Below are 13,285 nucleotides of genomic sequence, written 5' to 3'. Positions count from 1 at the left end.
TGTGGTGTGGGCGTGACGAGCGGTCCTGCATACCGTCAGCGCCCTGCTCACGGTAGCGATCTGTCCAGCGTTTCGCGGTGCGCCAGGAGACGTCACAACGCCGTGCCGCCTGGGCGACCGGCCAGCCCTCGTCGACGACCAAACGCGCCAGGCGCAGACGTGCGCGTGGAGTCAGAGCAGCATTACGGTGGAGCATGAAGGCCTCCTGGTTGCCGGAGCGGTTCCTAGACAGCTCCACTCCACAACCGGAGGCCTTCACCTACCTACGACATCAGATCGTGTCGTCACACAACCTCGACCAACCTCCCTGGACAGCACACCTAGCGAGTGCCGAGGCCAGCACCTCCCGCTCGCGGGCCGTCAACGGGGCCAACCGCTCGGGTGAGCGCCGCGGCGGGCAGCTCCCGGGCGATCCGCGGGCGTTCCTCCAGGACCTGCCGCGTCGACTCGCGCTCCTGCTGCTCACGCTCGGCGGCGAGCCGGGCGGTGAACTCCTGGGCGAACAGCTCCCGGTGCCGGACCGCCGTGCCGGCGACGAGGCGAGTGCGAGCAGGGCGCCCATCACCGCCCCGAGCGCGTACGCGGCGACGGCCGACGTCGCGCTGGCCGGCTCGGCCGCCACCGATGTCGCGATCGTGATGGCGGCGGCGCTGGCCAGCGCGAGGGCGAGGTCGTACTCCCTGCGATGTACCTGCCGGTCCGCGCGTGCTCGGGCCCACGGGTGCGTAACGTGCAGGGATAAACGCTGACGCGACGAGGAGACTGCATGTCCAAGCCACCGCTTCCCGAGGCCGCGATCACCATGCTTCGCAAGCCCAACCCGGCAGTCATGACCACGCTTCGCAACGGTGGTCAGCCGGTGTCCGCGGCGACCTGGTACCTGTGGGAGGACGGCCGGATCCTGGTGAACCTGGACGAGAGCCGCCGCCGGTTGGACCACATCCGCAACGACCCCCGGGTGTCCCTGACCGTGCTCGACGAGGCCGGCTGGTACACCCACGTCAGCATCGTCGGGCACGTCGCCGAGTTGCGCGCCGACGAGGACCTGGCGGACATCGACAGGTTGTCCCAGCACTACACGGGCAACGCGTACCCGCGGCGGGAACGCGCCCGGGTCAGCGCCCTGATCGAGATCGACAGGTGGCACGGCTGGGGGTCGATGAAGGACAACGACCAGGTCGGCTGACGCCCAGCCGGGGGCGTGCGGGTGGCGGTGGTCCGGGTGCCGACGGCGACGTGTGGCACCCGGCCCGGCTCTTGACCGAGGACGGCGGTCGGCTTAACTTCATCAATCAGATAAGTGTCTTTACTAATCGTGCTCCACCCGTCCTGGGAGCGTGCCGATGCGACAGTTCCGCCACCGCCGTCTCACCGCCGTCGTCGCCCTGGCGACCCTGCTGCTCACGGCCACCCCGCCCACCGCCGCCAGCGCCGGCGACCACCAGCAGCGCCGCGTCGGTTACCACCGGGTCGGGTACTTCACCCAGTGGGGCATCTACGGCCGCGCCTTCCCGGTCAAGAAGCTCGACACCTCCGGGGCGGCGAGCCGCCTCACCCACGTCAACTACGCCTTCGGCAACGTCAGCGAGGACGGCCGCTGCTACCTCGACGGCGGGCCGGGCGAGGGCGACGCCTGGGCCGACTACCAGCGACCCGTCCCGGCGGAGGAGAGCGTCGACGGCGTCGCGGACGCACCCGGCCAGGCGCTCAACGGCAACTTCGGGCAGCTCGCCAAGCTGAAGGCCAAGCACCCCAAGCTCAAGGTGCTGATCTCGCTGGGCGGCTGGAGCTGGTCGACGTACTTCTCCAACGCCGCCCGCACCGAGGCCTCCCGCAGGGCGTTCGTCGCGTCCTGCGTCGACCTCTACCTGAAGGGCAACCTGCCGGGCGCCCCGGGCGCCGCCGCCGGCGTCTTCGACGGCGTCGACCTCGACTGGGAGTGGCCCAACTGGGAGGGTGAGCCCGGCAACGTCATCCGCCCGGAGGACCGGGAGAACTTCACCAAGCTGCTCGCCGAGTTCCGTCGGCAGCTCGACGCGTACGGACGCACGCCCCGGGCACACCACCCGCTGACCGCCTTCCTACCGGCCAACCCGGCCACCATGGACGCCGGCTACGAGGGCCGCAAGATCTTCACGTACCTGGACTTCGCGACGGTGCAGGGGTACGACTTCCACGGCGGCTGGGACGCGGTGACCAACCAGCAGTCGGCGCTGCGCGGACCGGCGGGCTCGCCGGACAACCCGGACTTCTCCGCCGAGGTGGCCATCGACGGCTGGATCGCCCGTGGCGCGCCACGGGACAAGCTCGTCCTCGGCATCCCGTACTACGGTCGCGGCTGGACCGGCGTCACCGGCGGCGGCAACGGCCTCTTCCAGCCGGCCGCCGGGCCCGCGCCGGCGACGTTCGAGGCCGGCTACGAGGACTACAAGCTGCTCAGGACCCTGGCCGGCAACGGCTACACAGTGCACCGCGACCTGCGCGCCGGGCACGCCTGGCTGTTCGACGGTACGACGTTCTGGACGTACGACGATCCGGCGGTCGTGTTGCAGAAGATGCTCTACATCCGCCGTGCCGGCCTGGCCGGCGCGATGATCTGGTCGCTCGACGGCGACGACGACAACGCCACGCTGACCAAGACCATCGGCCTGGGCCTCACCACCTGGTAGGCGCACACCACCCGGCTCCGACGATCAGGTGAGGAGAGACAGGTGTCCCGACCTGCTTCTCCTCACCTGATCAACGGAGCCGCTCCGTTTCGGGGGTGACCGCGCGCACCGCCGCCTCGATGAGCGCTGTCACCTGGTCCATGTCCCTCGCCTGGCGGACGTCCACATCCGCCGTCCACCCGTCGGGCCGGGCGAGCCGCACCGTCACGTCCTCACGGCGGTGGATGAGCCAGCCGGCGATCGCCTGCACCAGCACCATCGCGGCGCCGGCGTCGTCGACCGCCACCGTCAGCGGGCCCATGCCGTCGGCCGGCGTCGCATCAGCCGGCGTCGCATCAGCCGGCGTCGCGGTCACCCCGTCGCGCAGCCGGTCCTCGGCGCGCAGCCAGGACGCCAGAGAGCGCCGGGCATCGGCGGACGGCAGATCCGGATGGACCGAGAGCGTGATCATCTCAGGCACGTGTCCGCCTCCCCAGACGACTTCAGGTACGTGCCACCATCCTGCCAGTCCGCGTCCGAACCGGCACGCCGTGTAGTCAACACCGTCGATTCACCGAACATGATCCACTCGCCTTCCTGGAAGTCGGGGTGTCGGCGGCCCTTGGACACCCCGGCTTTCCGAAAGTCGAGTGGACCTTGCCGGCTCTGTGCGGCACGGGGTACCACCGGTGCTGGGTTGCGGTGGCCCTCGCCGGTCCTACGGCGTGGCCACCTGCATCAGCACCAGCGCACGGCCGGCGGAGAGATAGCCCCGCCCCGCCGGGCCGGTGAGGTACTGGTCGGGTTCCAGGGTGATGTTGTGGGCCACCGCCGCCGACCGGTTGCCCGGCACCAGCACGAGACGTGCCCCCGTCATCATGACCGCGTTGACCAGGCGGGTCAGCGGGCTGGGAAACCCGGTCAGCAGCGGCGCGGCGTCGGCGGTGACGACCAGGGCACGCTGCCCGCGAGCCGCGGGGCTGGTGATGTCGTCGAGCAGCGTGGGGCTGCTCGCGAAGCCCTGCTCGGTGGGGAGCACGGTGATCCGGTCGACGTCGTCGACGACCACCGCGTACGGCCCGTCGCCCAACGAGGCGGCGGCCTCGCGCAGGTCACCGTCCCGGAACGTGACACCGGCGAGCACCCGAAGCCCGGCGTCGTCCGGGAGCAGCTTCGGCAACGGGGACTGGGGCGAGGCCACAGCGAGTACGCCGATCCCCCGCCGCCGCAGCGCGCGCACCACTGTGGCCGCCGCATTGGTACGGCCCGTCCCGCCGGCACCGGAGATCAGCATCAGGTGCGAGTCGGCCTGGAACAGGTCGATGCCGACGGTGGTGTGCTCGGGCCCACCGATGCCCAGCGGTATCCAGGTGGACGGCGGCCCGTCCGCCGCCTCGGTGTCGGCGCTCGATTCGAGGGCGGCCAGGTCGATGCGCGCGGGCAGGGCGGGAAACGTCCGCGGCAGTCGGTGGGCGGGCACGTCCGGCGGCTCGACGGCAGCGGGAGACCTCGTCGGTAGGGCCACCTGCACATGCCGGCCGCTGCCGGCGTCGATGGCCCGCCCCGGCAGGACGGGCGGGCTGGCCATGCCGGTCTGCAACTGCATCCGGCGGGTCTCCTCCTTGGGAAACGGCAGGAGCAGTCGCCGGTTGTAGAGGGTCGGCAACCGGTGGTTGAGCATGTCCTGGCCGCCGAGCGGCACGACGTGCACGCCGAGTGGGGGGCCCGCGGTGATGACGCCGCGCAGGGTGGCGAGCAGTGTCGTCTCGACGAAGGCGGGGTCGCCGTGATCCTCGAAGTGCTCCCACCCGTCGACAACGACCACGATGTGCGGTCGGGGGCCGTCCGGCGGAGGCACCCTCGTGGCGCGGCGTTGGACCTCCTGGTCCAGCCAGGTGACCAGGCGGCGGATCCGGTCCGGCTCCGCTGCCGAGAAGACCCCGCCGCAGTGCGGCAACGCCGCGTACTCGGCCAGGCCGGCCGGGTGCCGTTCCACCACGTACAGGTGGGCCTGGTCGGGTCGGAAGCGGGCGGCCAGGCCGCTGATCAGGGTGCGGGCGAACGTCGTCCGACCGGACTGCGGGCCGCCGGCGACGAGCAGTCGGTCGACTCCGGCGAGGTCGAGGAAGTCCGCCGGCTGTGCCTGCCGGGTCGGGTCGTCGGCCAGACCGAAGGGTACGGCGGTCTCCGGCGCGGCGGCGGTCCACCGGGCCGGCAGCTCGTCCGCGGTCAGGGTGGCCGGCAGCGGGGGCAGAATCGGCCGGAAGGGCGCCGACAGCCCGCAGCGGGCCGCGGCGTCCTCGATCGCGGCGATGACACGGTCCTGGTCGGTGGGCCCCGCTCCGACCGGGGCCGATGCGGTGGGTCGGGGGGTGCCGAGGTCCGTCGGGCCCAGGACGCGGACGACGGCCGGGGCGGCTCCACCCGCCGGCGGAGGATCGCCGAGGTAACCGGATTGGAACGGTTGCGGGATCCGGGTCTCCGCGGTGGTACACAGGATCATGCCGCGGCCCCGCAGGGCACCCGGGATGGTGGCGGCGTCGGGGACCCCGAGCACCTCGGTGCTGTCGGCGGGCTCGTTCTGCCGAAGGCTGATCCGCAGCGACACGTTGTTCTTCAACTCGGGCGAGAGCTTGCCCTGCAACGACTGCGTGGCCAGCACGAGGTGCATGCCCAGCGACCGCCCCTTCGCCGCGACGTTGACCAGCTCCTTGACGAAGTCGGGTGCGGCGTCCAGCACGCGGCCGAACTCGTCGAAGATCATCACCAGGCGGGGCAGCGGCGGCAGGTCGGCCCCCGCCAGGCGTCTCTGCCAGTACCTGTCGATCTCCCCGTCGTAACGGGCCAGCAGGGACTCCCGGCGGCTCACCTCCGCCCGGATCGAGGCGAGCACCCGGGCCGCCGCCGCGTCGTCGAACACGTCTGCGGCGGTCTCACCGGTGGAGCGGATGAGCGCGACAACGTGCGGGCAGCGTTCGAAGGGCAGGAAGGCGCTGCCGCCCTTGAAGTCGACGAGCACCAGGTTGAGCTCGTCCGGTCGATTGGCCAGCAGCAACGACGTGACAAGAGTCTGGAGCAGGATGCTCTTACCGGCGCCGGTCGCACCGCCCAACATGGTGTGCGGTCCCTGGCCGGCGAGATCGACGTACACCGGGCCGGTGGCGTCCGCGCCGAGCACGACGCGGGTCCGTGGGCCCCGCTCCCGCTCCCAGAGCGCGCGTACGTCGTCGCCGCCGGGCGTGCCGAGGTCCAGGAGGTCGAGCAGGCGGACCGCTCCCGGGATGGCGTTCTGCGCCGCGCCGAGCGTCGCTCGGTCGCGCATCGGCGCCAGCGCCCGCGCCAGCCGCTCGGCGGTCGTCGCGTCGAGCCGGTCGACCCAGACCGTCGACGCCGGACCGTCCGGACTGCGGGTGAGCTGTGCCGAGTCGCCCGCCGTCTCGACCAGACCCCGGCACTCGTTCATGCTGTGCCGGTCGGCGCAGATCAGGTACACCCCGACCGCCGGCCCGTCGCGCAGCACCTCGTCCATGCCGGACAGGTCCCGCAGCGCCAACGCGCCGTCGAGGACGACGACCACGTCCTCGAACTGCTGCGGGCCGCGTTCGGCACGCCGCGACGCGATGAGGGTACGCAGCTCCCGAACCCGGTCGGCCCGGGTCGTGGTGGTGTTGCCGATCCGGCAGGGGAACGACGCCGTCTCGCCCGCGTCGACGTGCGGCAGCCAGCGCGCCCAGGCCAGGCGGCCCACCGGGTCGGCGCTGAGCAGCACCATCCGCAGGTCGTCGGGGCCGCGCACCGTGGCCAACTGGATCAGCAGCCACCGCAGGACGGCGTGCACCGGCTCGTCGTCACCTGTCACACCGAGCACACCGACGGTACGCAGGTCCACGGTGACCGGCACGGCTGACAGCTTCGGGGGCTGGAAGTCCGGCCAGGGCTCACCGCGTACCGTGACCGATGCTGGCTCGTCGGCGACGCCGACGCGCAGCGCCAGCGCGTGCGGGGCGTCCGCCCGACGCGTCCACAGATCGGTGCGGGCCCCCCGGGCGATGTCGATGATCTCGGCCCGGCTCGGTGCGAGCGACCGGCGGGCCTGCTGCTCGGCGGTGACCTGGGTGGCGATCGTCGCCTCGACGGCCTTGCGCGCCGCGGTGAACTCGGCCTCGCGCTCGGCATCCTGCTTCTTCTGTGCGGACTGGTGCAGCAGCAACCCCCCGATGGAGACCGCCGCGCCGAGCAACAGGAGGGGCGACTGGGTGAGCAGAGCGGCCCCCACCGAGCCCGCGGCACCCAACAGGTAGGCGGCGGCCACGGGACCCCTGGTCACGCTCGGCTGGAACGGCAGGGTCACTTCGGCAGTGGGGACCACCGGGGCTCGGCCGAAGGCGCGGTCGAAGTCGAGTCGACAGTCCGGGGCTCGGACGAGCCGTCGCGCCCCGGCCGGCACCGGGGTCCACCGCAGCTCGTTCCCGCCGATCTGGAGCACCGTGGTCGGCGAGACGGCGGTCCGTTCGGCGATCCGCACGCCGTCGACGTACGTGCCGTTGCTCGATCCGCCGTCGGTGACCGTGGCCGTGCCGTCCGGTGCCACGTCCAGCAGCGCGTGCGTGTCCCGGGAGACGTCCGTGTCCCGCAGGGGCAGCGCCGCCGCGGAACGACGAGCTATCGGGTGGGCCCCGGCGCGCAGCGCGACCGCCAGGCCGGCGTCCGGGCCGTCCACCACCTCCAGCACACCCACCGCGCCAGCCGTGGCCAGGCGACCGACCGGCCCGGGCCCGCCCACGCTGATCACCGAGCCGCGGAGCAACGGACTGTCGCCCAGGCTCGCGGCCGGGTCCAACGCGACGGCCCCGACGAAGCAGCGACGGCCAGCCACGGGGGCGGGCAGCGCCGCGAGCACAGACCGCACGCTGCTGCTGGGCGCGGCGATCACCTCGACGTCGTGCGCGCTCCCGGTGCCGGGATCCCACACGGTCAACCGCAGGATCATGACTGTGCCCTCACCTGTCCGAGCCGTACGTCCACAGTTGCAGCCCCTCGTCCCCGCCCAGTGCGGCAGCGCCGGCGGGGCTCAGCGCCACCACGTCGGATGCCAGGTCGGGGCCGGTGGAGCGACGTGTCACAGCCGGTGCGGCAGGCGCCGACGTCAGGCTCAGCGGCCCGAGTCGTACGTCCACAGCCACAGCCCGGAGTAGCCGCCGAGTGCGACGGTGCCGGCGGAGCTGATTGCCACCACCGACTCCGGCACCCCCTGGCTGGGGACGACTCGTGGCTTGTACAGGTGCGCGGTGCGGCCGGTCGTGGTGTGCCAGATCCGGATGTCGCCCACGGAGGCAGCCACGAACAGGTCTCCCGGGCCGAAGGCGGTGGAACCGAACGTGCCACTCGAGTCACCGACCAGGGTGGTCACGACCTGGTTGGAGCCCGGTGTGCGGAGCAACACCTTCGAGTCGGACGTGGTCTGCGCCCACGGCGTGAAGGGTCCGTCCGCCCGGGAGGTCTGGCGACCGCCCGCGGTTTCCCAGGCCCGCAGGCCGCCCCGGTAGTTGAAGGCGACGAGCAGTTTCCCGTCCCGGTCGAAGCGCAACTCGTCGAAGTCGATCGGCTCGGGCTCCGGGTCGATGGGAAGATCGACGCGTGCGTTCGTGGACGAGAGTCGCCACATCATCACCCGCAGCCCACCGAGGACGGCGATGCTGTCACCCTGTGGCGAGAAGACCACGTAGTCGACGCTGCCGAAGTCGCCGAACTTGAGGTCGGCCGTGTGCTGCCGGCTGGCGACGTCCCAGAGTTTGACCACGCCGTCGTGCCCGCCGCTGGCGAGCGTCTTTCCGTCCGGGCTGAACCTGAGCACCTCGATGCCCCTGGTGTGCGCGGGCACTGTGGCCATCGCCGTACGGTCGGCGACATTCCAGAAGGTGATGCTCGATGTCTCGTCCTCGGCGCTGACGAGTGTGGTGCCGTCCGGGCTGAACGCCAGCGTGCTGACCCGGTCGCCGTCGAGCTCCACCATCGCCGATCGACTCTGCCGCACGAAGACGTGGCCGGCCACGACGAGGATGACCAACAGCGCAGCGGACAACACCGGAATCGGCCACCGACGGCCGAGCGGCAGGAAGGCTCGGGTGGACCCGCCCGGCATCTCGTCGGTCGGACCGACGATCCGGACCTGACCGGGAGCGGTGGCACGCAGTTCGTCCACCAGGACCGAAGGCTGGGCATCGAGGTCGCCGACGATCCAGACCGGCCCACTGTCGTTGTGCTCGCGCAGCACCCCGCGGGCTTTCCAGCGGTTGATCGTGTCCGCCGGCGCATCCGTCGACAGCTCGATGCCGAGCCTGGCGCGCGTGGCCGACCTCCCGGCGCCTGGCCCCACTGTGATGGCGGCGACGTGCTCCCAGAGCAGGTGCGTCGGTTGCCCCCGGCGGAAGTGCATCCGCATCGCACGGTTGGTGAGCTGGACCCAGCCGTGCGGCGGGCTGACGATGCTCACCACCAGCCCGGCCCCTGCCAGCAGCGGTAGGAGGATCGCGGGAAACAGCGTCCAGTCGGGTCGGCCGGCCATCAGCAGCAGGCTGGCGAGCAGGCCGGCGACCCACAGGACGAGGCCCACGACGGCGAACCGGGTGGCGATGTTGACGATGACGGTCTTCCTCGGCACCTCGGCGAGGAAGTTGACTGCGGGCTGCTCGGCCGATGGCGTGTCCGGGGCGACCGGGACCGTGCGTTGCCGGGGAGGCGTGGGCCCGGCCGGCTGCACGGTGGTGGCATGCCGCTCCCAGGATTCGCCCTCGGAGGCGAGGCGGGCAGGGCCCGGTTGGTCGTGCTCCCCGGCTGCGACGGCGGGACTGTCGCGCCGGCCGGGCGCGCTCGCGCCGACCGGGGCGTCAAGAAGGTCGCGGGCCTGCTCGACGGTGAGCCGTTGGGCCACGTCGCGGGTGAGCAGACCGGCGATCACCGTGGCCAGCGGCTCGCCACAGCGGATGGCCGGAAGGTCGTCGTAGAGGACAGCGTGCAGGGTCGCCGCCGTGGAGGCCCCCGCGAACGGAAGGTCGCCGGTGACGGCCTGGGCGAGAGTCACACCCACCGACCACAGGTCTGCCGCCGGCGTGGGGTCGTTGCCGTGGAACAGCTCGGGCGCGAGGTAACCTGTCGACCCCATCATCCCCTGGCGGGTGAGGCGGGTGTCCCCCGCCACGTGTGCGATGCCGAAGTCGAGCAGCTTCACCTCGTCACCCGGGAGCACCATGATGTTGCCGGGCTTGACGTCACGGTGCACCACGCCGACCGCGTGCGCGGCGGCCAGTGCGCCCAGCACACGTACGGCGATGGCCGCCACCCGTTCCGGTGACAACGCCCCCTCCCGGTCGAGGAGATCGGCAAGCGTCGGGGCGTCCACCAGCTCCGTCACGATGTAGACGGCCTCGTCGTCACCGGTGACCGGCACCACGTCGTGGATCGCCACGACCGCCGGATGGTTGATGCGCCCCGCGCTGCGGGCCTCGCGCAGCGCCCGCTCACCGAACCGCTGACGCTCCTCGGTCGGAAGCCCGAGGGGGACGCGGACCTCCTTGACGGCGACGGTGCGACCCATCAGCTCGTCGGTCGCCCGCCAGACCACCCCCATGCCACCCCGGCCGAGGACACTCTCCAACCGGTAGCGCCCCGCGATGAGCTGGTGCGGCGACTGGGGTTTCGGCACCTTCGCGCTCCTTGCCATCGGGCATTACAGTCGGTGCGAACCATACTCCGGACGATCGTGCGGCGGTGTCCGTCCACATAGGAGTGGATCTACGTCTCGTGCCTGGTGCGCGGGCGATGGGGCCGGGTTCGACCGAGGACGGCGTGGCTTTCAGGGGGGCGGGGCGATGGCGACCGGGTTCGGCTTCGACAGGGACGCTGTCCTTCAGGCCGTGCAGCAGCTGACGGGTGTGCGCTCCGAGCTGGAGTCGGCCCGACAGCAGGCCGGCCAACTGTCCGCGAGCGGCTCACGCGACGTCGACCTGGCACTCCGCGACTTCACCCAGGCCGCGATCCAGCACCAGACCACACTCGTGGCCGCGGTGGCAGCCGTCGCGGGCCGGCTCGACGACGTGGTCACCGGCCACGCTGAACTGGACAGCGCACTGGCCAACGAGCGACCGACACATTGACCAGCAAAGGGGAAGAGCGATGAGTGACGTCAGCGTCGGTTACGAGGGCCTCCAGTCGGCGGCCCGCACCTTGACCACCGGGCAGGAGGAGATGACCCAGAAGTTGAACGCCCTGAAGTCGATGATCGACCAACTGGTCAACAGCGAGTTCCGCACCCAACTGGCCTCGGGTCGCTTCCAGGACTCCTACCAGCAGTGGACCACCGGGGCGCAGAACATGATCGGCGGGCTGGAGGGGATGTCCACGTTCCTGGTCGGCGTCGTGCGCGAGCACCAGGATCTGGATGCCAGGCTGGCCGGGGGCATCAACGGCTGAGCACCGGCCAACATGACGCAGTGGCAGGTCCTCGACATCTACGACGGCGATCCGACCCCCGGTGAGCCGGCCTCGATCCATGCGATGGCGGCCGATTTCCGACGCCGGGGCGGGGAGGTCGACGGGCACGGCACGCGACTACGCTCCATCGCGGCAGGCAGTGGCGCGTTGGCCCTACGGGGCGACTTCGCCGCGACCGTCGAGCAGGAGCTCACGCGGCTTCCCGGTGAGGCGAAGGCCCTGGCGGACGCCTACCTGGACTGCACCCGAGCCCTCTCCTCGTTCGCGGAGGAGTTGGAGCGGATCCAGCGGCAGTCCCGCACCGCGCTACAGAGGGGGATGGCGGCCGACAACCAGTACCGCAGCCTGCTCGATCAGTTTTGCGCGTTGACCCGTCGGAGTCCCCGCGGGTCGGGGATCTGGCGGGGCCTCACCGAGTCCGACGCGTCAGGAGAGCGTGAACCGGTTTACTCGATGGCCAGCTTCATCGGCCGATCGGCCCGGCTGTGCGAGGCGGAACGCCAGGAGGCTCGGGCCTCCGCTCTTCAGGCGAAGGGCCTCTACCAGGAGGCCGCGGCGCGGTGCGCCACGGCGGTTCGGGCCGCCGCACTGACCTCGACGCGACTGAACACCGCACGAAGGTCACCACCAGACAGCGGAACGTCCTCGAACACGACCACCGGACGCATCGCCGGACCCGCCGGCAAGAAGCCGCAGCTACCTCCACACCCTCGCCACAATCTGGAAAGGGTCCAGCCGGGAAGCCGCACAAAGGCGGCCAACACCGTCGTCCTACCCAGCGCGGACGTCGCCAAGGACATCGACGACATCAACAGTGGTCGGGCAACCTGGGATGCCGGCCGCCAGCGCTACGTGGTCAACGGACGTACGTACATCCCCAAGGACGGAAGGATGGTTCCCGAGTCTGGGCCCGGCCTGGAGGCGTTGGACCATCAGGAGTACGAGTCGCTCAAGGCCTACATCAAGTTTGACGGCGACCTCGACGCGGCCGATGCCGAGCTGTCGAGGGACCCCTACAACACGCCGGCGCACCGGGCCCGCGCGCTGGAGGTCTTCCGCCATCACAGCAAGTACCAGGAGTGAGTGGTGGTCTATCAGATCCAGTTCGAGAAGGAGATCCCCGCCGCCGCGCTGCGGCAGTTTCTCCAGGACCGCTATGGCATCGCGCCGGGCCAGATCTACGTCGGACGGATCGCGGACCGTTCCGTCGACGATCCTCGACCGGTCGCCATGTTCACGCCACCCGACCACGACGAGGAGTTCGCCTGGGTCCTGATCGGCGACACCGAGCTCGCCGAGGCCACCGGGCAGGATGAGGTGGAGCTGGCGGTCACCCTGGCCCGCGCGTTCGGGGTCCGGGCGGTGGTCGACGACGGAAGCCCCTACCCCGACAGGTGGCGGCTGGTCAGCACCGGTGGCAGCAGTGGTCTGGTGCGCACGGACGAGGACGCCGCGGCCGAGGGCAGTCTACGGATCGTGCACGCCCTCGAACCGATCGGCGGCGAGCCCGACCTGACCGTCGTACGACCGTCGGACGGGGCCGGCGGCTGACGACCGGCAAGCGCCGTGGGACGGGCATCGACCCCACGCGCGGCCCGTCATCGACGTACCGGGAGGTCACTGTCGGCTCGGGGATCTCCGGACGCGCTACGCGTCCTCGTCGTCGCCCCGGCCACCACGGCGTCGACGCACAGTGCCGGCGGCCAGCAGGGTGACGACCGCGGCGGTCAGCTGGAGTGCGGCGCCCAGCAGATCGACCAGGCTGGAGATGGCGTCAGCATGCGGCACAAGATCCATGAACGGCCTCCGGGTTCGTGCCCACCGTCCGCTTCCTGCGGAAGGCCCTCCCCCGGGCCCGAGCGGTCAGCCGCCAGAGCACCACCGCCATTGTGGCACTCCCACCCCACCGAAAAACAGGGCTCCGACCAATCGACTGACGTCATACGTTACAACTTGACGAACGGCATGTTATCGCTCACAGTCGATGTCGAGGCGACCGGTGTTCGCGGCTCGCGGGAGGGCCCCCGCTGGTCGGCCTCGGCGTCACAGGCGTCCGGCCGGGCATCCGGGCGTCGCATCAGGACTCGACAGGCGGCCGCCGACGACGCGCGGCGGACGACGCGCGTCCGCGCTCCGTGCCGCCGCCG

Annotated in this window: 13 protein-coding genes; 7 read left to right on the top strand and 6 right to left on the bottom strand. The window is 71.4% G+C overall.

The features are described from left to right. The coding region (locus AB0A95_RS20675) for a leucine zipper domain-containing protein (RefSeq protein WP_357557378.1) at positions 1–196 on the bottom strand (196 nt) is incomplete at its 3' end. Between AB0A95_RS20675 and AB0A95_RS20670 the strand changes: the two genes are divergently transcribed. The 3 genes from AB0A95_RS20670 to AB0A95_RS20660 all read left to right on the top strand — a co-directional run bounded on the left by AB0A95_RS20670 (position 195) and on the right by AB0A95_RS20660 (position 2,669). Continuing rightward, the gene (locus AB0A95_RS20670; RefSeq protein WP_357557377.1) at positions 195–749 is read left to right on the top strand and encodes a hypothetical protein; all 555 of its coding nucleotides are present in this window, start codon (positions 195–197) and stop codon (positions 747–749) included. The two genes, AB0A95_RS20675 and AB0A95_RS20670, sit on opposite strands and share 2 nt — an antisense overlap. Before the next feature lie 17 nt (positions 750–766). Beyond that, a complete protein-coding gene (locus tag AB0A95_RS20665) occupies positions 767–1,186 on the top strand; it encodes a PPOX class F420-dependent oxidoreductase (protein ID WP_357557376.1) in 420 nt (139 codons plus the stop codon). A 157-nt stretch (positions 1,187–1,343) separates the two neighbouring features. Then, on the top strand, positions 1,344–2,669 hold the full coding sequence (locus AB0A95_RS20660) for a glycoside hydrolase family 18 protein (RefSeq protein ID WP_357557375.1): 1,326 nt from the start codon (positions 1,344–1,346) through the stop codon (positions 2,667–2,669). 70 nt (positions 2,670–2,739) lie between these two features. Here the strand turns inward: AB0A95_RS20660 and AB0A95_RS20655 are convergent, their stop codons facing one another. From AB0A95_RS20655 to AB0A95_RS20640, 4 genes are all read right to left on the bottom strand, one after another. Beyond that, a complete protein-coding gene (locus AB0A95_RS20655; RefSeq protein WP_357557385.1) occupies positions 2,740–3,120 on the bottom strand; it encodes a hypothetical protein in 381 nt (126 codons plus the stop codon). Positions 3,121–3,366: 246 nt separating this feature from the next. Beyond that, positions 3,367–7,638 carry an FtsK/SpoIIIE domain-containing protein gene (locus AB0A95_RS20650; RefSeq protein ID WP_357557374.1) on the bottom strand — a complete coding sequence of 1,424 codons (4,272 nt, stop codon included), beginning with the start codon at positions 7,636–7,638 and terminating at the stop codon, positions 3,367–3,369. 10 nt (positions 7,639–7,648) lie between these two features. Continuing rightward, positions 7,649–7,771: a hypothetical protein gene (locus tag AB0A95_RS20645; RefSeq protein WP_357557373.1), complete on the bottom strand. Its 123-nt coding sequence runs from the start codon at positions 7,769–7,771 to the stop codon at positions 7,649–7,651. A gap of 29 nt (positions 7,772–7,800) precedes the next feature. Then, complete coding sequence (locus tag AB0A95_RS20640; RefSeq protein WP_357557372.1) at positions 7,801–10,350, bottom strand: serine/threonine-protein kinase; 2,550 nt, start codon at positions 10,348–10,350, stop codon at positions 7,801–7,803. Positions 10,351–10,516: 166 nt separating this feature from the next. Between AB0A95_RS20640 and AB0A95_RS20635 the strand changes: the two genes are divergently transcribed. From AB0A95_RS20635 to AB0A95_RS20620, 4 genes are read left to right on the top strand one after another with little or no spacing between them, the layout of a single operon-like run. Then, positions 10,517–10,801, top strand: a complete 285-nt coding sequence (locus tag AB0A95_RS20635; protein ID WP_357557371.1) for a hypothetical protein — start codon at positions 10,517–10,519, stop codon at positions 10,799–10,801. Between the two features lie 19 nt (positions 10,802–10,820). Then, the gene (locus AB0A95_RS20630; RefSeq protein WP_357250008.1) at positions 10,821–11,117 is read left to right on the top strand and encodes a WXG100 family type VII secretion target; all 297 of its coding nucleotides are present in this window, start codon (positions 10,821–10,823) and stop codon (positions 11,115–11,117) included. Positions 11,118–11,129: 12 nt separating this feature from the next. Then, positions 11,130–12,221: a hypothetical protein gene (locus AB0A95_RS20625; protein WP_357557370.1), complete on the top strand. Its 1,092-nt coding sequence runs from the start codon at positions 11,130–11,132 to the stop codon at positions 12,219–12,221. A 3-nt stretch (positions 12,222–12,224) separates the two neighbouring features. Then, positions 12,225–12,689, top strand: coding sequence for a hypothetical protein (locus AB0A95_RS20620; protein WP_357557369.1), 465 nt, complete (start codon positions 12,225–12,227; stop codon positions 12,687–12,689). A 96-nt stretch (positions 12,690–12,785) separates the two neighbouring features. On the opposite strand, the gene AB0A95_RS20615 is transcribed toward AB0A95_RS20620, so the two are convergent. Then, the gene (locus tag AB0A95_RS20615; protein ID WP_357557368.1) at positions 12,786–12,935 is read right to left on the bottom strand and encodes a hypothetical protein; all 150 of its coding nucleotides are present in this window, start codon (positions 12,933–12,935) and stop codon (positions 12,786–12,788) included. Positions 12,936–13,285 lie beyond the last annotated feature (350 nt).

It is taken from the genome of Micromonospora sp. NPDC049230, assembly GCF_040647875.1.
GTDB lineage: Bacteria > Actinomycetota > Actinomycetes > Mycobacteriales > Micromonosporaceae > Micromonospora.
This window is presented reverse-complemented; position numbering and strand designations above follow the sequence as displayed.

Coding starts and splice junctions, on each gene's coding strand:
- AB0A95_RS20665 (WP_357557376.1), top strand. CDS start 767: ATGTCCAAGCCACCGCTTCCCGAGGCCGCGATCACCATGCTTCGCAAG.
- AB0A95_RS20670 (WP_357557377.1), top strand. CDS start 195: ATGAAGGCCTCCTGGTTGCCGGAGCGGTTCCTAGACAGCTCCACTCCA.
- AB0A95_RS20625 (WP_357557370.1), top strand. CDS start 11,130: ATGACGCAGTGGCAGGTCCTCGACATCTACGACGGCGATCCGACCCCC.
- AB0A95_RS20635 (WP_357557371.1), top strand. CDS start 10,517: ATGGCGACCGGGTTCGGCTTCGACAGGGACGCTGTCCTTCAGGCCGTG.
- AB0A95_RS20660 (WP_357557375.1), top strand. CDS start 1,344: ATGCGACAGTTCCGCCACCGCCGTCTCACCGCCGTCGTCGCCCTGGCG.
- AB0A95_RS20630 (WP_357250008.1), top strand. CDS start 10,821: ATGAGTGACGTCAGCGTCGGTTACGAGGGCCTCCAGTCGGCGGCCCGC.
- AB0A95_RS20650 (WP_357557374.1), bottom strand. CDS start 7,638: ATGATCCTGCGGTTGACCGTGTGGGATCCCGGCACCGGGAGCGCGCAC.
- AB0A95_RS20615 (WP_357557368.1), bottom strand. CDS start 12,935: ATGGATCTTGTGCCGCATGCTGACGCCATCTCCAGCCTGGTCGATCTG.
- AB0A95_RS20655 (WP_357557385.1), bottom strand. CDS start 3,120: ATGATCACGCTCTCGGTCCATCCGGATCTGCCGTCCGCCGATGCCCGG.